Source organism: Pedobacter jeongneungensis, assembly GCF_039538295.1.
GTDB classification, from domain to species: domain Bacteria; phylum Bacteroidota; class Bacteroidia; order Sphingobacteriales; family Sphingobacteriaceae; genus Pedobacter; species Pedobacter jeongneungensis.
The window spans coordinates 123,768-140,100 of record NZ_BAABBY010000006.1 but is presented as its reverse complement, the minus strand read 5'-3'; the positions used below and the strand labels follow the sequence as shown (position 1 = coordinate 140,100).

Annotated in this window: 17 protein-coding genes; 11 read left to right on the top strand and 6 right to left on the bottom strand. The window is 37.7% G+C overall.

Going from position 1 to position 16,333, the window contains the following annotated elements; genetic code table 11:
• Positions 1–24: 24 nt before the first annotated feature.
• From ABD769_RS12895 to ABD769_RS12870, 6 genes are all read left to right on the top strand, one after another.
• Positions 25–783, top strand: coding sequence for a LytR/AlgR family response regulator transcription factor (locus tag ABD769_RS12895; RefSeq protein ID WP_344851829.1), 759 nt, complete (start codon positions 25–27; stop codon positions 781–783).
• Between the two features lie 113 nt (positions 784–896).
• Complete coding sequence (locus ABD769_RS12890) at positions 897–1,259, top strand: response regulator (RefSeq protein ID WP_344851828.1); 363 nt, start codon at positions 897–899, stop codon at positions 1,257–1,259.
• Positions 1,260–1,271: 12 nt separating this feature from the next.
• The gene (locus ABD769_RS12885) at positions 1,272–1,898 is read left to right on the top strand and encodes an autotransporter outer membrane beta-barrel domain-containing protein (RefSeq protein WP_344851827.1); all 627 of its coding nucleotides are present in this window, start codon (positions 1,272–1,274) and stop codon (positions 1,896–1,898) included.
• Between the two features lie 132 nt (positions 1,899–2,030).
• Positions 2,031–3,404 carry an exonuclease domain-containing protein gene (locus ABD769_RS12880; protein WP_344851826.1) on the top strand — a complete coding sequence of 458 codons (1,374 nt, stop codon included), beginning with the start codon at positions 2,031–2,033 and terminating at the stop codon, positions 3,402–3,404.
• 272 nt (positions 3,405–3,676) lie between these two features.
• Positions 3,677–4,093, top strand: coding sequence for a VOC family protein (locus ABD769_RS12875; protein WP_344851825.1), 417 nt, complete (start codon positions 3,677–3,679; stop codon positions 4,091–4,093).
• Between the two features lie 38 nt (positions 4,094–4,131).
• Positions 4,132–4,566, top strand: a complete 435-nt coding sequence (locus tag ABD769_RS12870) for an SRPBCC family protein (protein ID WP_344851824.1) — start codon at positions 4,132–4,134, stop codon at positions 4,564–4,566.
• Between the two features lie 186 nt (positions 4,567–4,752).
• Here ABD769_RS12870 and bioA read toward each other — a convergent pair whose 3' ends face one another.
• The 3 genes from bioA to ABD769_RS12855 are packed head-to-tail and all read right to left on the bottom strand — an operon-like array spanning position 4,753 to position 7,489.
• On the bottom strand, positions 4,753–6,057 hold the full coding sequence (gene bioA, locus ABD769_RS12865) for an adenosylmethionine--8-amino-7-oxononanoate transaminase (protein WP_344851823.1): 1,305 nt from the start codon (positions 6,055–6,057) through the stop codon (positions 4,753–4,755).
• 9 nt (positions 6,058–6,066) lie between these two features.
• Positions 6,067–6,516, bottom strand: a complete 450-nt coding sequence (locus ABD769_RS12860) for an NUDIX domain-containing protein (protein WP_344851821.1) — start codon at positions 6,514–6,516, stop codon at positions 6,067–6,069.
• Entirely contained in the window at positions 6,503–7,489 is a 987-nt protein-coding gene (locus ABD769_RS12855) for a cation diffusion facilitator family transporter (RefSeq protein WP_344851820.1), read from the bottom strand. The genes ABD769_RS12860 and ABD769_RS12855 overlap by 14 nt, the downstream gene beginning before the upstream one ends.
• 112 nt (positions 7,490–7,601) lie before the next feature.
• Here ABD769_RS12855 and ABD769_RS12850 point away from each other — a divergent pair, with 112 nt between their 5' ends.
• On the top strand, positions 7,602–8,798 hold the full coding sequence (locus tag ABD769_RS12850; protein WP_344851819.1) for a pyridoxal phosphate-dependent aminotransferase: 1,197 nt from the start codon (positions 7,602–7,604) through the stop codon (positions 8,796–8,798).
• 189 nt (positions 8,799–8,987) lie between these two features.
• Here the strand turns inward: ABD769_RS12850 and ABD769_RS12845 are convergent, their stop codons facing one another.
• The 3 genes from ABD769_RS12845 to ABD769_RS12835 form a co-directional block, all read right to left on the bottom strand.
• On the bottom strand, positions 8,988–9,869 hold the full coding sequence (locus ABD769_RS12845; protein ID WP_344851818.1) for a Ppx/GppA phosphatase family protein: 882 nt from the start codon (positions 9,867–9,869) through the stop codon (positions 8,988–8,990).
• Positions 9,869–11,929, bottom strand: coding sequence for a polyphosphate kinase 1 (gene ppk1, locus ABD769_RS12840; RefSeq protein WP_344851817.1), 2,061 nt, complete (start codon positions 11,927–11,929; stop codon positions 9,869–9,871). The genes ABD769_RS12845 and ppk1 overlap by 1 nt, the downstream gene beginning before the upstream one ends.
• Before the next feature lie 100 nt (positions 11,930–12,029).
• The gene (locus tag ABD769_RS12835) at positions 12,030–12,638 is read right to left on the bottom strand and encodes a hypothetical protein (protein WP_344851816.1); all 609 of its coding nucleotides are present in this window, start codon (positions 12,636–12,638) and stop codon (positions 12,030–12,032) included.
• A gap of 75 nt (positions 12,639–12,713) precedes the next feature.
• Here ABD769_RS12835 and ABD769_RS12830 point away from each other — a divergent pair, with 75 nt between their 5' ends.
• The 4 genes from ABD769_RS12830 to ABD769_RS12815 all read left to right on the top strand — a co-directional run bounded on the left by ABD769_RS12830 (position 12,714) and on the right by ABD769_RS12815 (position 16,317).
• Positions 12,714–13,205: a YajQ family cyclic di-GMP-binding protein gene (locus ABD769_RS12830; protein WP_344851815.1), complete on the top strand. Its 492-nt coding sequence runs from the start codon at positions 12,714–12,716 to the stop codon at positions 13,203–13,205.
• An 84-nt stretch (positions 13,206–13,289) separates the two neighbouring features.
• A complete protein-coding gene (locus ABD769_RS12825) occupies positions 13,290–13,736 on the top strand; it encodes a GNAT family N-acetyltransferase (protein ID WP_344851814.1) in 447 nt (148 codons plus the stop codon).
• 59 nt (positions 13,737–13,795) lie between these two features.
• Complete coding sequence (locus tag ABD769_RS12820) at positions 13,796–14,392, top strand: DUF4142 domain-containing protein (protein WP_344851813.1); 597 nt, start codon at positions 13,796–13,798, stop codon at positions 14,390–14,392.
• 332 nt (positions 14,393–14,724) lie between these two features.
• Entirely contained in the window at positions 14,725–16,317 is a 1,593-nt protein-coding gene (locus ABD769_RS12815) for a S8 family peptidase (protein ID WP_344851812.1), read from the top strand.
• Positions 16,318–16,333: the final 16 nt, after the last annotated feature.

The following is a 16,333-nucleotide window of genomic DNA, read 5'->3' as shown; positions in this document are numbered from 1 at the left end:
TTTGCATCACCTAAACATGAAAAAATGCCAATAAGTTGCATCGCTATTGATGACGACCCGCACGCTCTCGAAAGCCTAATTGCGTATATGGATAAGTTGCCGGATTTAAAACTTATCAAAACTTTTACCGAACCGCTTAAGGCACTCGCTGAAATATCTGTTTCCAATCCAGTAGACATTATTTTTATGGATGTGGAAATGCCTTCGCTTTCGGGACTGGAACTGGCTGGTTTATTAAGGCAAAAAACGAAACACCTGGTTTTTACCACAGCACATGCACGTTATGCCATTGATGCTTTTAAGGTTGAGGCTGATGCCTATCTGCTTAAGCCCTATTCAATTTTGCATTTCACTAAAACCATCAATAACCTTTATCCTACCGGTAAAGAGGCACCCAATATGTTTTCAGTAAGTGATGAGTATTTCTTTTATATCCCCCTGCAGGGAGAAAACGGAGATTTGGTACGGATTGACCTGAACGAACTGATTGCAGTAGAAGAATTCGGAGAAGATATCCGGTTTAAAACCATTAAGAATACATTTTTAAGCTCAAGATCAAATTTTATCAAAACTTTGAAAATGCTGAAGAAACATTCGGCATTTATCCAGATCAGCCACACAGTAGTAATTGCAAAACAACAGATTAAAAGCGTATTGGGAAATAAAATTTTCCTGTCGGAGGAAACTTCATTTACTTTATCTCCAACCCATGAAGCGCATTTTGCTGATTTTGTAAAAAACAATTTCCCGCAGGAAGAACAAAAATCAGATCCCACCACCTAGCGCTCCGTGCCTAACCTTTTTCTTTAGAATTATTTTTTACCGGCACCTTAAAACATTCCTCGCCAAACTTTGTATTAGGATAGTCTATTTAGTTATTAATTGATTTATCTGTTTTGAAAAGAGTATTGGTTGTGGACGATGATCCTGATGTATTAGAGGTTTTTCAGGAGGTTTTGGAAACTGAACATTATAAAGTTTTCCCCCTGTTATCGCCAAGGTATATCTTTAAAACCATCAGGGATTTTGCGCCAGACCTGATTATTCTCGACATTATGTTAAATGGAATGGATGGACGTGCTGTATTTAAAGAACTGAGGCTAAACCCTGAAACAGAAGGGATTCCGATTATCCTCGCTTCGGCCAGATACGACGAAAATTATATTGCATCCCAAAAATATCATCCCGACGATTATTTAGAGAAACCATTTAATATGGCTGATTTACTTCAAAAAGTAAACGCCTTAACCCTAAATTAAAAAAAAACAGATATGAAACTAAAATTATTAACACCAATGATATTACTCTGTGTGGTGATGTCAATTAAAGCGAAAGCGCAGGGCAGACCTGATAAACTTTACTCGATGAGTGGAATTGGATTTGCTTTCCCCATGGGCGAAACTTCAGACTATTTTAAACCTAAATTCTCCACTTCTTTGGGGCTAAATTTGGGTTTAGGCAATGGTGGCCTGTTTTTATATCCTAAAGTAAGCTTACATGCTTTCACTTTTAACCAGATTATACCCGATGCAGGCTATACCTACACTTTACAAAAAGGCAGGGCGACCACTTACTTATTAAATATGGCATTGGGTTACCGCAAAATTGTAAATAAATGGGCATTTTATGGTTTTGCAGGTGCCGGCGGTGGTATTATCCTCACCCCACAGGTTGCAGTAAATACTTCAAACCTACAGGTGACGCAGGATAATAAATCAAACGGAATGGGCATTGCAGAAGGTGGTGCGGGTATTGAATACAATATTGGTGGTGCCAATTTATTTGTAGAGGCCAGTTACATGTATGGTTTCAGCAAAATCCAGAACCGGGCTTTTAACACAGTACCAATCAATATCGGTATTAAGCCGAATTTAAGCAAACTATTAAGCAAGCTTTAGTAAAACTGATATACAAAATACCGGAGCGGTTACGTTAAATAATGTAACCGCTCTTTTTTTATGCTAAAGAAATCATCAAAATTATTTTTATACTAATTATTTTAGCATAGATTTGTATCTCAAATCAATTTAATGTTATACGCAGTTGTAGATATCGAAACCACTGGTGGTCATGCCTCAGCAAATGGCATTACCGAAGTTGCCATTAACATCCATGACGGCAATCAGATTGTTGATTCTTATACTACCCTGGTCAATCCTAAACAACCGGTTCCGGATTACATTACAGCGCTAACGGGCATTGATAATGCCATGTTAAAAGATGCGCCGGCTTTTGCTGATGTTGCACTACAGATTTACCAGTTGCTGAGTGATAAGGTTTTTGTGGCACACAATGTGAATTTCGATTATTCTTTTTTGAAACACCATTTAGCTGCTGCGGGTTTTGATCTGCAGTGCAGAAAACTTTGTACGGTAAGGTTGAGCAGGAAGTTAATTCCCGGAAAAGCATCATACAGTTTGGGTAAATTGTGTACTGCTTTGCAAATTCCATTACAGAACCGCCACAGGGCTGCGGGCGATGCCGATGCCACGAGCATCCTCTTTAACATGTTATTAGATAATGACCTGGAAGGAATTATTCCGGAAATGTTAAAGAAAACTTCGAAAGAACAGGTTTTACCTCCACATTTGGATAAAGCTTCTATTTTAAGATTGCCTAATCAGCCGGGAGTTTACTATTTTAAAGATAGTAAAGGTAAAATTGTTTACGTTGGCAAGGCTAAAGACCTTAAAAAACGGGTTACCAGTCACTTTACAGGGAATACCCCAAACCGCCAGCGCCAGGAGTTTTTACGGACCATCCATCATGTAGATTTTGTGATTTGCGGAACGGAGCTGATGGCTTTGATTTTAGAAGCAAATGAAATTAAACGCCTCTGGCCCGAAAATAACCGTGCCATGAAACGTTACGAGCACAAATACGACCTGTATGTTTTTGAAGATCAGAACGGATACCTGCGTTTAGCTGTTGATAAGCATAAAAAAAACAACAATGCCATACAGAGTTTTAACAGTTTATTGGAAGGCTACAACTTTTTAACCCAATTAATTGATAAATACCAGCTTTGTGCCAAGCTCTGCTACCTCCAAAAAACAGCAACAAAATGTTATGCGCATGAAAACGGACAATGTTTTGGTGCCTGCAGCGGAATAGAAACGGTAGCTGTTTACAATAAAAAATTAAATGCAGCTTTAAATGATATTCAAAACCAGCAACCCAGTTTTGCACTGGTTGATGAAGGCAGAAAAGACGAAGAGTTTAGCTGTTTGCTTGTAGAGAAAGGTAAATTTTATGGAATGGGCTATTTTACCGATAAAAATTATCTTTCGGATGGTTTGGCTCCGCTTAAGAATGATTTATCCATTTACCAGTCCAACAGTTATATCTTAAATTTAATTTTAAACCACGCAGAACAACATCCGCAGAAATTGTATAAATTGTAGGGAATGGATTAATTACCATTGATAGATTTTAAAGCGGGCTTCCCGCGCCTGCAGGAACCACGAAGTGTTCAGCGAAGCTAATCTTAATACAATAATCTCCAAGATTTCCAATTAAGTTGGGAATAACATCTCTAGCCAACTATATTTTTTCAAAAATCCTGTTTAATAGTGATATTATAATTGTCTCAAATAGCCCTGTAATTTTTCGTTTTTAGCAAGGTCAATTCCATCATCCGTTCCTTATCTTTACTTACAACAAAATATAAAACGTTATGACAAAATCACTTTGGATAAACCTTCCGGTAAAAGACATTAATAAATCGAAAGCATTTTTTACAGCCTTAGGCTTCAACCTTAATCTACAGTATGGCGCACGCGAAGATTCAGCCTGTTTTTTAGTGGGTGAAAGCAATTTAGCCATTATGCTTTTCGAAGAAGCATTATACGAAAGCTTTGCCGGTACTAATATTGCCGATATACGCCGCGGTGGTGAAGTATTATTTTCTATTGATGCAGAAAGTCCTGAAGAAGTTGATGAGCTTGCCCAAAAAGTTGTAGCTGCAGGTGGTACAATTTATGGCGAACCCGGTTATAAAGATGGCTGGATGTACGGCTGTGGTTTTGTGGATCTGGACGGACAAAGATGGAGCATTTTATATATGGATATGAGCAAAATGCCATTAGGCTAAGCGAATAATTGCTATCATAAAAACCAAATCTAATAAACATGGAAAACGAACCAGTTATCGTAAAGCGGATCTATAATGTTCCTATCGAAAAAGTGTGGAATGCTTTAACTGATAATAACGAAATTAAGCAATGGTATTTTCAATTGGCCGATTTTAAGCCTGAAGTTGGCTTTAAATTTCAGTTTAGCGGTGGAGCTGATAATGGTCATCAATACCTTCACCTTTGTGAGGTGACGGAAGTTATACCCGGTAAAAAAATCGCATATACCTGGCGTTATGATGGCTTACCCGGCAACTCTGAAGTAAGCTGGGAGTTGTTTGAACAAGGTGATAAAACCTTATTGAAACTGACACACACAGGCTTAGAAAGCTTTGTAACAAACGGACCAGACTTTGCAAAATCAAGTTTTAATGGCGGCTGGAATTATTTTCTTAATGAGGCGCTTAGTAAATATTTGGAGCCTCGAGTATGATTTACACTGTAGGTAATTCGTGGAGACATGAACCACTGTGATATAACCAAAATTGTCATTCTGAACACAGTGAAGAATCTTTTCTAGTAAAGTCAGGTGTTATAACCTGACTTTGCATAAAGTTTTAATGGATTGTAAGATGGTAACATGTTACACCACTACTAAGAACTGCTCCATGGCCTTAAACTATATTTCTTCCAATGCCGTTTTTATAGTCGCGTAAATATAATCCAGGTCTTCATCACTAATTACATAAGGTGGCAGGATATAGATAATATTTCCCAGTGGACGTAAAATAATTCCCTTATCTAAGAAATAGGCATACAGTAAATTACGCAGGTTACTTAAATAAGATGTTTCATTGCCTGTTTCCCACTCAATGGCGATAATAGTACCTGTTTGCCTGATGGCCTTTACTTTGGAATGGCCTTTAATTTCATCCAGAAATATGGCGTGTTTGGCCTCTACCCTTTTAATATTCTGCAGTGTTTCACTTCTTAAAAGGATATCCAGACTCGCCAGAGATGCCACACAGGCAATTGGATTGGCCGTAAATGAATGTCCGTGGTAAAGCGTTTTTAATTTATCATCACTTAAAAAAGCTTCAAAAATTTCATTGGTACAGGTAGTTACGCCCAAAGGCATTGTTCCGCCGGTTAAACCCTTACTTAAACAGATAATATCAGGTTTATTGGTTAGTTTTTCGCAGGCAAAATAAGTTCCTGTTCTACCGAAACCTGTCATTACTTCATCAGCGATGGTTAAAATCTGTGCATCTTTACAGGCAGATAAAAGCTGATCCAGGTATTTTGCTTCATACATTAACATTCCACCTGAACCTAAAATTAAAGGCTCGAAGATGAAACAAGCAGCCTCAGTTTGGAGTTGGGAGATTTGATTTTGAAGTGCTGAAATATTTTCTTCGTTTGGCAGATCGATAAATTCTACATCGAATAATAAACTGTTAAAAGCATCGGTAAAAATGCTCCGGCCACTAACTGACATGGCGCCAAAGGTATCACCATGATAAGCATTTTTAAATGCCAGAATCTTTGTTTTCGGTTTTTCTTTATTGTCCCAGTATTGCAAACACATTTTTAAGGCCACTTCTACTGCGGTAGAACCATTATCGGTATAAAAAACCTTATCCTGCTTGCCTGGTAATATCGGTAAAAGACGTTCTGCCAATAAAACTGCCGGCTCGTGCGTAAAACCGGCAAAAATAACATGCTCCAGCACTTTAAGCTGTTCTGCTACTTTTTCGGCGATGTATGGATGTGAATGTCCGTGAATGTTTACCCACCAAGACGAAACGGCATCAATATATCTTTTACCATTCTCATCAAAAACATATACACCTTCTCCCCTTACAATCGGGATGTGCGGGAGGGCATTTTTCATTTGGGTATAAGGGTGCCAAATCACCTTTTGATCGCGTTCAGTTAGATTTAGTTGGGTGTTCGGAGTTTGGATTTCGGAAGTATCTGACATAAATATTTATTATTTAACTGAATATTGTTCTTTTAAAAGTTGGGCAACGGTTTTATCGGTTTTGAAGGTGATTGATTCGATATCCAAATCCTCTATTTTTACCCATCTGAAAGCCTGCAAAATTTCACCTTCGCCATCGAAATCGTAAATGGTATCTTTAAATGCCAGTTGTAATGGTGCTTTTTCTTTAACTAAATAATAAACACTGATGACCTGGCTATCATTAAATGATGATTTTTCATAAAAGTCGGTGGTATAAAAGTGAGATAAAACTTCGATTTCGGCTTCACATTCTTCTACAAATTCTCTTTTCAAACCGTCAATCAAACCTTCACCAAGTTCTAATCCACCGCCGGGGAATTTGCTGAAACGGAAACCGTATTCTTCTTCATCACTCACCAGAACTTCGTTGTGCTGGTTAATCAATAACCCATATACCCTTACATTAAAGTAGCTCATTTTCGAAATGTTTTTTGTTTTTTATGACTATTTCTGGTGTCCAGACGATTTCTTTTTTAAAAGCCTCAGCCCTTACCTTACATTCGCTCATATGGCAATAATGGCAACATTCGGGCAAACAAGGATCAGCGTGGATAAAAAGTTCGGCTTTGCGTATCCCGTTTTTATTGATCAGTTCATCTATCTGCGAAATTTCGCGGTGAACCATATTTAAATCAAAATAATAGGGTAAAGTTACATGGCAATCGATGTGAAATTCTGGGCCATATTGTTGTGTACGCAGGTTGTGTACGTCAATCCATGGATTATGGCGGTACTTCTGCAATACCGCAACTACTTCCTCAACCAGTGTAAAATCACTTTCATCCATTAGTCCGCCAACCGAGCCGCGTGTGAGTTTATAACCCGAATAAACAATATAAAAGCCCACTAACACAGAGAGTAAGCTATCTAACCAAATAATATTTGTCAGTTGAATCAGTATTAGGCCAATAACAATGGCTCCACTGGTGTAAGTATCGGTTAACAAATGTTTACCATCTGCCTGTAAAGTAACAGAATGCACTTCTTTGCCAGTGCTGATCAGATAAAGCCCCACGATGAGGTTAATCAATCCTGTAATGCCGATAATCAGGGTTCCTGTTAAGAGTTCGCCAACGGCATGAGGATAAATCAGATTGTAGGAAGATTTAAAAATAATGGCTATACCTGCAATCAGGATCAGGATGCCTTCTACAAATACAGAGAAAAATTCAACTTTCCCGTGCCTGTAAGGGTGGTTTTCATCTTTAGGCTGTGTACTCAGGTAAATGCTGTAGAAAGCAAAACTACCGGCAATAACGTTCACAATGCTTTCAGCAGCATCGGTTAAAATGGAGTTGGAACCGGTAATAAAGTAAGCAATAAACTTGGCGAGCATCAATACAATACTTACTACAAGGGAAATAATGATGGCTTTCTTTTTAACCGACACAATATATTTTTTTCAAAAATACGGTTAACCGATAAATTAAATGAGAAAAACTCTGCCTTTTTTAGTGCAGAATAATATTTGGTTTATATATTTGCGCTCAAAGTAATTAACCATGAGCACCTTATCGAAAAGAATCAACAGTCTGTCAGAATCTGCAACCCTTAAAATGACCAAATTAGGCCGCGAATTAGCGTCTAAGGGCATCAATATCATCAGTTTAAGCGTTGGCGAACCCGATTTTAATACGCCTGACCATGTAAAAAATGCTGCTAAAAAAGCGTTAGATGAAAATTATACGCGTTACTCTCCGGTACCGGGATACCCAGATTTGCGCCAGGCGATTGTAAATAAATTAAAAACAGAGAACAACCTTGATTATGATATTTCTCAGATCGTTGTTTCTACTGGTGCCAAACAATCTTTATCGAATGTAATTTTAACGTTGATCGATCCGGAAGATGAAGTAATTATCCCGACTCCTTACTGGGTTTCTTATTCGGAAATGGTTACCCTGGCAGAAGGAAAATCTGTTTTTATTGATACTGATATTGAAAGCAATTTCAAAATTACACCAGCACAGTTAGAAGCGGCCATTACACCGAAATCGAAACTTTTTATGTTTTCTTCTCCTTGCAACCCAACCGGTTCGGTTTACAGCAAAGAGGAATTGGCTGCATTGGTTGCTGTTTTTGAAAAACATCCAAATATCTATATTCTTTCTGATGAGATTTATGAGCATATCAACTTTGTTGACAAACACGAATCAATCGCCCAATTCGATAGCATTAAAGACCGCGTAATCATCGTAAATGGTTTCTCAAAAGCTTTCGCCATGACGGGCTGGAGATTAGGTTATATTGCCGCAAATAAAGAAATTGCAGCTGCTAATGATAAATTACAGGGACAAACCACTTCTGGAACATGTTCTATTGCACAAAGAGCGGGTATTGTTGCTTATGAACAAGGATTAGCAAGCGTTTTAGAAATGAAAGAAGCATTTTTACGCCGCAGAGAGCTGGTTTATAACTTATTAAATGAAATTCCGGGTGTAAAAACCAACCTTCCTGATGGTGCTTTTTATTTCTTCCCTGAAATCAGCTCATTTTTTGGCAAAAAAGATGCTGAAGGAAATGTAATTAAAGATTCTTCGGATTTAGCTTTATACTTATTAAACGTTGGTCACGTAGCAACTGTGGGCGGCGATTCTTTCGGTAACAATAACTATATCCGTTTATCATACGCTGCATCAGACGAGAGTTTGGTAGAAGCACTGAAAAGAATTAAAGAAGCGTTGGCTAAATTAGCTTAATCAGTTTACAGTTGACCATCTTGAGTTAACTGTTTTATAAAAAGAGGTTATATTATTAAATAATTTTCATTCAAACTGTCATGTTGAGCCTGTCGAAACACTTAATCGTGTATTAAACAAGTTCCTTCAACAAGCTCAGGATGACAGATTTATTTAAATATAACCTCTTTTCTGTTATTATCTTGTTAGCTAATCCAGCTTCTCTTCGATTAATAATTTAATGATCCCATCAGCCATTCCTACTTTAGGTACATAAATTTGTTTAATTCCTGTCCATTTCATTAAAGTGAGGTAAATTTCGCAGGCCGGGATAATAACATCAGCACGGTCGGGGTTTAAACCTAAGGTATTAATGCGTTCTTTTAAGGAGTAACTCGTCAGTTTATTATACATGGAATTTAACTTCTGTAAAGATAAAGGTGCATTTTCCTTCTCGTCCGACATGCGGAAAAGTTTGTTAATGTTGCCGCCTGTACCAATTCCAGCAAGATGTTTATATGCTTTGGTATGTTCTTTTACCCAATCTTTCATTTCTTCCCAGGTTTCTTCTTTATCCTGATTATCAAGCATCCTGATGGTACCGATATTGAAAGACCTTGAAGCTTCAGGCGCTCCTTTTACAAACACAGAAAGTTCGGTACTGCCACCGCCAACATCAATGTATAAATAGGTTTTATTTTCATCCAGTTCCTCTTCAATATGATTGGCATAAATAATATTGGCTTCGCGCTGCCCTTCAATAATTTCAAGAGTCAGGTCGATTTCTTCTTTAATCAGTTTTACGATGTCTTGTCCGTTCCTGGCTTCCCGCATGGCAGATGTTGCACAGGCCAGGTATTCTGAAACATGATAAACATCCATCAGATTTTTAAAAGCCGTCATGGTTTTGACTAAATCTGACGATTTTTTATCTGAAATATGCTGATCTAAAAACGCATCATCGCCCAAACGGAGCGGCACACGGATTAAAGTATTCTTTTTGTATTTATATTTTCCGTCCTGTTTGCTGATATCAGCAATGAGTAACCTCACTGCGTTCGAACCGATATCTATAGCTGCGTATCTTAACATTATGATTGATGCTTGGTTTTTAAATAGTTGTAGATGTCTACCTGTGCCCTTATTTTTTTACTTAATCTGTTTTTATGGTACTTATTGTTGTTTAAAGCATTAATCTGCCTCGATTTTGTATTGTCCTGCAGTTGCAGATCGATAATATCCTGAATCTCCTGTTTCACATCATGATCCAAAACCGGAAAACCTACCTCTACACGGTGCTCAAAGTTCCGGCTCATTAAATCGGCAGAGGAGAGATACATGTCGTTTTTGCCATTGTTTCCGAAAATATATACCCGGGCATGTTCTAAAAATTTATCAATAATGCTAATCGCTGTTATATTTTCACTAAAACCCTTTACGCCTGGTACCAGGCAACAAATCCCTCGGATAATTAACTGGATTTTAACTCCGGCATTGCTTGCATCATAAAGTTTGGCAATAATTCCTTCATCGGCTAAACTATTTACTTTAAGCATGATATAAGCCAGTTTGCCCTGTTTGGCATTTCTGATTTCGCGGTTAATAAAATTGACTAATTTAGACCGGCTTTCTAAAGGGGAAACAATTAAATGCTTAAAGCCTTTGGTTACAGTACGTTTATTCAGGGCATCAAAAAGTTTTACCAGATCGTTGGTAATCTCCTTTTTGGCAGTAAAAATACTATGATCGCAATATAAACCAGCGGTTTTTTCGTTAAAGTTACCTGTTGCTAAATTGGCATAATACACCGGTTTATCTTTCTCAATCCGTTTTACCAAACAAATTTTAGAATGGACTTTATAATCGGTTAAGCCATAATTTACCTTAACGCCTTCTTCCATTAAACGGGTGGTCCAAAAAATATTTGCCTGTTCATCAAAACGCGCTTTAAGCTCTAATACAACAGAAACAGCCTTTCCGTTTTTAGCCGCGTTGATCAAAGCATTAATTACTTTGGAGTTTTCTGCCAAACGGTATAAGGTAATCTGTATTTCGGTAACCTTTGGATCGATAGCAGCCTCGCGTAAAAACAAAATAATGTAATCGTATGATTGGTAAGGCAGGTTAACCAGGTAATCTCGTTGTGCTACTTTACTAAAAACACTTTCGGTACGGTGTAAACCACGAACTTTTAAAGGCACATTCGGGGTATATTCAAGTTCCTTTTTACCAACGTTCGGGAAAGCGATAAAATCGCCAAATTTATGGTAACGGTTACCGGGAATCAAACTTTCTGCTTCAAGCTTTAATTTATTCACCAAAACCGTAAGCATATTCAAAGGCATGGCCGAATCGTACAATAAACGCATCGGTTTACCTTTTTTGCGTTTTTCCAAACTGCTTTTTAGATCCTCAATAAATTTATCGTTGATGTTTTTATCAATATCCAGTTCCGCATCGCGGGTGAGCTGAATCGAATAAGCCTCTAAATTATCGTAGGTGAAAACGTAAAAAATATCATCCAGGCAATAACGGATAATATCTTCGGCCAGAATGATAAATTTTAAGTCATTTGTTTCAGGAAGGACTAAAAACCGGGGTAAATTAGGTGGAATTTCGATAAGGGCGTATTTTTCTCTTACTTTTGTATCCTTTTTAGATAATTTTACAAAGAAATACAGGTAACGGTCCTTTAACTCCGGAAAAGGCTTGTCCATATCCAGCATAATGGGCACCAGGTTGGATAAAATCTTATCCCTGAAATGGTTTTTCACAAACTCACCCCTGCTCACGTTCAACTGGGTATCGTTTAAGATAAAAATCCTGTTCTGCGCAAGTTCGTTGATTAGAGTAGCCTGAAAAAGCTGGTCGAATTTTCTTTCCTGCTTTACTACAATATTTTTTATTTCGTTCAGGATTTTCTTTGGGTTAAATCCTAAAAGTGCCTTTGCTTTATCATTCAGGTTGGTAAGGCGTGTCATGGTGGCCACCCTCACCCGGTAAAACTCTTCTAAATTTGAAGAAAATATGGATAGAAATTTAATACGCTCAATTAACGGCACGGTTTCATCGGCAGCTTCCTGTAGTACGCGGTCGTTAAAGTAAAGCCAGCTAATTTCGCGGTTAAAAAAGGGGATCTTCTTATTGCTCATTTAAAAAAATAAAAATCCCCGTTAAAAACAGGGATGCTCAAAACTGCATATTAATTTGTTAAATCGATGTTAATTCATTTACGCATTAACGTTAACAAATTTATTTTTTGGCCGGGGCTTTAACCACTTTCTTAACGGCAGGTGTAGTTTTAGCCACTGTTTTTTTAACAACCGGCACAGCCTTTTCCTGATCAGCTGCAGGAGCTTCGACTATATTTACGGCTGCAGTTGCTTTTGCCGGTGCTTTTTTAACAGCAGTTGTAGTTGCTGCAACAGCTTTTTTAACTTCTGTAACTGGTTTTGCCAACACTTTTTCGGCTTTTTCTTCAGTTTCAATTGCGGCCACTTTAATGCTCTGCACCACAGGTTTAGCTTTAGAAACGGCTTTTTTAACTACTTTTTCGGCAGATTTTTCAGCTTTGCTTGCCGCTTTAGCAACTGGTTTCTGTTCTTTTTTTGCCTTTTCTTTTGATGCCTGCAACAAACCATCTATTTTTTGGCCTACATCGGCTTTTACGATCGTAAATTTCTTAGTTAATTTTTTAGCCACACGTTTACTCGCCTTTCCAACCTCTGTACTAATTTCAGACACATCATGACCTAAACTTTTAATTACTTCCAGAAACTTATCGGTAATCGACTGTTCTAATTGTTTTTTAGCTTCTTTCTTCGTGATCTTTTTTTGAGACTTTGGTTTAGTGGTTTTCATATTATTTTTCGTTTTTTTGTGAAGTAGATTAATTTCTACTAAATCTACTTATTTTTTTACTTTAAAGCTAAAACCATGCCTTCTTTTGATATAGTGAGTAAAGTTGACGCGCAAACATTAGATAATGCGATCAACAATGCCAAAAAGGAAATCCTTAACCGATTCGACTTTAACGGATCAAAAAGCACCGTTGAACTGGATAAAAAAACAAACGTTGTAACCATTGTGACCGAAGACGACATGCGTCTTAAAGCCATAGAAGGTTCGATTATTTCGAGGATGATGAAACAGAATTTAGATCCTAAAAGTCTGGATTTTGGCGATGAGCAACAGGCTTCAGGCAACATGATCCGCAAAGAAATCAGCATTAAGGAAGGATTGGATAAAGAAGCAGCCAAAAAAGTTGTAGCCAAGATTAAAGCCAGCGGATTAAAAGTTCAGGCTTCTATTATGGATGACCAGGTGCGTGTAACAGCGAAAAAAATAGATGATTTACAGGCAGTGATCACTCTTTGCAGAAACGAAGATTTCGGTCAGCCTTTGCAGTATATTAATATGCGTAATTAGGTTAACTGTTGAAACGGGTTAATTGTTAAGAATAATCACACAATTAACCAGTTGACCAATTTATACTATTAACCAATTTCAACTATGGAAATCAGCGAAAACGGATTTATATTTTCAGATAATAAGGAGCTTTTAGATATTACAGCTATCCACCATTATTTAAGTACGGAATCTTACTGGGCCAAAAATATTCCGTTTGATACCGTAAAGCGATCTATTGAAAATTCGCTATGTTTTGGTATTTACAAAGGTTCTGAACAGGTAGGTTTTGCCCGTTGGGTAACGGATAAAGCTACATTTGCCTGGCTATGCGATGTGTATATCAAGGATAGTTACCGTGGTTTGGGTTTATCTAAAAAGCTGATGTCGTTTATGATCTTTCATCCGGATCTGCAGGGATTACGTCGCTACCAACTGGCAACATTGGATGCCCATGGCTTGTATGAGCAATTTGGTTTTTCGGTAATTGAAAATCCGGACAGGCAAATGGGGATCGTGATTACGGATATTTACAGCAGGGACGCAGAATAGTTCAAAAAACCTTTTTTAAGTTCTCTTGTTTTCAATACACATCAAAATATAGAGAAAACATGAAAAAGATATTTTTATTATCTACAGCTTTTGCATTAGCAATCTCATTTCAGGCTTGCCAAACTGCAGATAAAAAATCGGCAACAACAAAAGACAGTGTGTCTGGCGATACCACTATGGTTAACGGTAACCATGTTGCAGGATCGGAAAGCACCGAAACAGGCATTGATGAAGCAGGTGCAACTTTTTTAAGAAAGGCAGCTGTTGGCGGTATTATGGAAGTTGAAGCGGCAAAAATTGCAGCTAAAAATGCAAAAAGTACTGAAGTAAAAGATTTTGCGGCTAAAATGCTGGCCGATCATACCAAAGCCAACACGGAATTAAAAGCTTTAGCCCAAAGCAAAAAAGTAATTACACCGGATGCTTTACCTGCCGACCAGCAGATCCATTTGGATGAAATGAAAAAAATGACGGGTGCCGCTTTCGACAAACATTATATGGATATGATGGTAACCGATCATAATAAAACGGTTGCATTATTTAAACAAGGTACCGAAAACCGCGACCAAAGTGTTAAAGAATGGGCAAACAATACTTTAAAAGTAATTGAACAGCATGATGAAATGGCAAAAAAGATTGTAGCGGGTTTAAAATAGACAAAGTTTATTTTTAACAAAAAAATCCTGGACTAATTGTTTCAGGATTTTTTTGTTAATGGTGTTATAAGTTAATGGTTCGTGCGGATACGAACTATGCATAGATTGGTTATTTTTTAATAGAGATAGGTCATCATTTCGAGCGAAATATCGAAGTCGTGAAATTTATCAAGATATATTTATCTATTCCGCGATGCTCCGATCGGGATGACTTTTTTATAGAAACCTGTCTAAACACAACAGCAAATATGCCAAAAGCATAATTTTTGCTACAATTTCTTTCAATAAAAAAATTAAAATTAACTTTCCGCGTTTAATACAAAAATAAATAAATGAATAAGAGTAGAATTTTCAGAACGCTTTTAAGTCTGGCGCTTGTAAGTGCGGTGCCAACATTAGTTAACGCACAAAAAGCCAATTGGCAAAATCTTGATCTCAAAAGTGACAGTACATTCGGAATCAGTACCGAAAAAGCATATAAAGAACTTTTAAAAGGTAAAAAATCGGTTAAAGTGATTGTTGCTGTTAACGACGGCGGTGTTGAAGCCACACATGAGGATTTAAAACGCATGATGTGGGTAAATACCAAAGAAATTGCCGGCAATGGTAAAGACGACGATAAAAACGGTTATATCGATGACATTAACGGCTGGAATTTCATCGGCGGCCCGAAAGAATCAGTAAATTTTGAAACACTGGAATTAACGCGTTTGGTGCGCCGCGATCAGGACCGCTTTGCCAGTACTACAGATGCCAACGTTGCAGAAAAGGATAAAAAAGACTGGGAAACTTTTAAAGCAGAACGTGCAGATTTAGAAAAACAACTGGCAGAAGCTAAAGAGAATTTAGCTGGTATTACCGGTTTCAAAAATGCTTTAGATGCAGTTGTAAAAAAGATCGGCAAAGAAAATCCAACAGTTGAGGATTTCAAAAATTTCAAGCCATCTACCGAAGTTGAAGGCAGGATACAGAATGTTTTAAGTCAGCAGCTGGAAAAAGGCAGTTTTAAAGATTTTTATGAAGATCAGATTGTTGAAGGATTGGATTATTACACCCGCCAGGCCAATTATAATTTAAATCTTGATTACGATCCGCGCTCGATTGTAGGCGATGATCCGAACAATGTAACCGAAAAATTTTATGGCAATAATGATGTTGCTGGTCCGGATGCGATGCACGGAACACATGTTGCCGGTATTATTGCGGCTGACAGAACCAACAAACTAGGTATTTTAGGCGTGGCAGATAATGTTGCCATCATGGGTGTGCGTTGTACGCCAAATGGTGATGAAAGGGATAAAGACGTTGCCAATGCCATCCGCTATGCGGTTGATAATGGTGCAAAAGTAATTAATATGAGTTTTGGAAAAGCTTACAGCTGGAATAAGGCGATTGTTAACGAAGCCATGAAATATGCAGCATCTAAAGATGTATTGATTGTACAGGCAGCAGGAAACGAAAATAAAAATATTGACGTTGAGAACAATTTCCCTAACCATAAAGATTTAGATGCAAAAACCATTGCTTCATGGATTACAGTTGGTGCATCAGGGCCAAAAGATGATGAAACCCTTAAAGCAAGTTTCTCTAACTTTGGTAAAGAACAGGTAGATGTTTTTGCTCCTGGTGTGCAGATTTACTCTACTGTACCGGGTTCTAAATACAAAAATTTAGATGGTACGAGTATGGCCTCACCTGTTGTAGCTGGTTTAGCCGGCTTAATCCGTTCTTATTACCCAAAATTAACGGCTGCCCAGGTAAAAGAAATTATTGTGAAGTCGGTTACTAAAGTGAACCATAATGTAGAATATGCCAAAGGCGAAGAGCCAGGTGCTGAAAAAGTTTCTGTTCCTTTCTCTGACCTTTGTATCAGCGGTGGTGTTGTGAATGCTTATAATGCATTGAAATTGGCAGCAACTTATTAGACTATTTGCGTTGAGG

Coding starts and splice junctions, on each gene's coding strand:
- ABD769_RS12895 (WP_344851829.1), top strand. CDS start 25: ATGCCAATAAGTTGCATCGCTATTGATGACGACCCGCACGCTCTCGAA.
- ABD769_RS12885 (WP_344851827.1), top strand. CDS start 1,272: ATGAAACTAAAATTATTAACACCAATGATATTACTCTGTGTGGTGATG.
- ABD769_RS12880 (WP_344851826.1), top strand. CDS start 2,031: ATGTTATACGCAGTTGTAGATATCGAAACCACTGGTGGTCATGCCTCA.
- ABD769_RS12875 (WP_344851825.1), top strand. CDS start 3,677: ATGACAAAATCACTTTGGATAAACCTTCCGGTAAAAGACATTAATAAA.
- ABD769_RS12870 (WP_344851824.1), top strand. CDS start 4,132: ATGGAAAACGAACCAGTTATCGTAAAGCGGATCTATAATGTTCCTATC.
- bioA (WP_344851823.1), bottom strand. CDS start 6,057: ATGTCAGATACTTCCGAAATCCAAACTCCGAACACCCAACTAAATCTA.
- ABD769_RS12860 (WP_344851821.1), bottom strand. CDS start 6,516: ATGAGCTACTTTAATGTAAGGGTATATGGGTTATTGATTAACCAGCAC.
- ABD769_RS12850 (WP_344851819.1), top strand. CDS start 7,602: ATGAGCACCTTATCGAAAAGAATCAACAGTCTGTCAGAATCTGCAACC.
- ABD769_RS12845 (WP_344851818.1), bottom strand. CDS start 9,869: ATGTTAAGATACGCAGCTATAGATATCGGTTCGAACGCAGTGAGGTTA.
- ppk1 (WP_344851817.1), bottom strand. CDS start 11,929: ATGAGCAATAAGAAGATCCCCTTTTTTAACCGCGAAATTAGCTGGCTT.
- ABD769_RS12835 (WP_344851816.1), bottom strand. CDS start 12,638: ATGAAAACCACTAAACCAAAGTCTCAAAAAAAGATCACGAAGAAAGAA.
- ABD769_RS12830 (WP_344851815.1), top strand. CDS start 12,714: ATGCCTTCTTTTGATATAGTGAGTAAAGTTGACGCGCAAACATTAGAT.
- ABD769_RS12825 (WP_344851814.1), top strand. CDS start 13,290: ATGGAAATCAGCGAAAACGGATTTATATTTTCAGATAATAAGGAGCTT.
- ABD769_RS12820 (WP_344851813.1), top strand. CDS start 13,796: ATGAAAAAGATATTTTTATTATCTACAGCTTTTGCATTAGCAATCTCA.
- ABD769_RS12815 (WP_344851812.1), top strand. CDS start 14,725: ATGAATAAGAGTAGAATTTTCAGAACGCTTTTAAGTCTGGCGCTTGTA.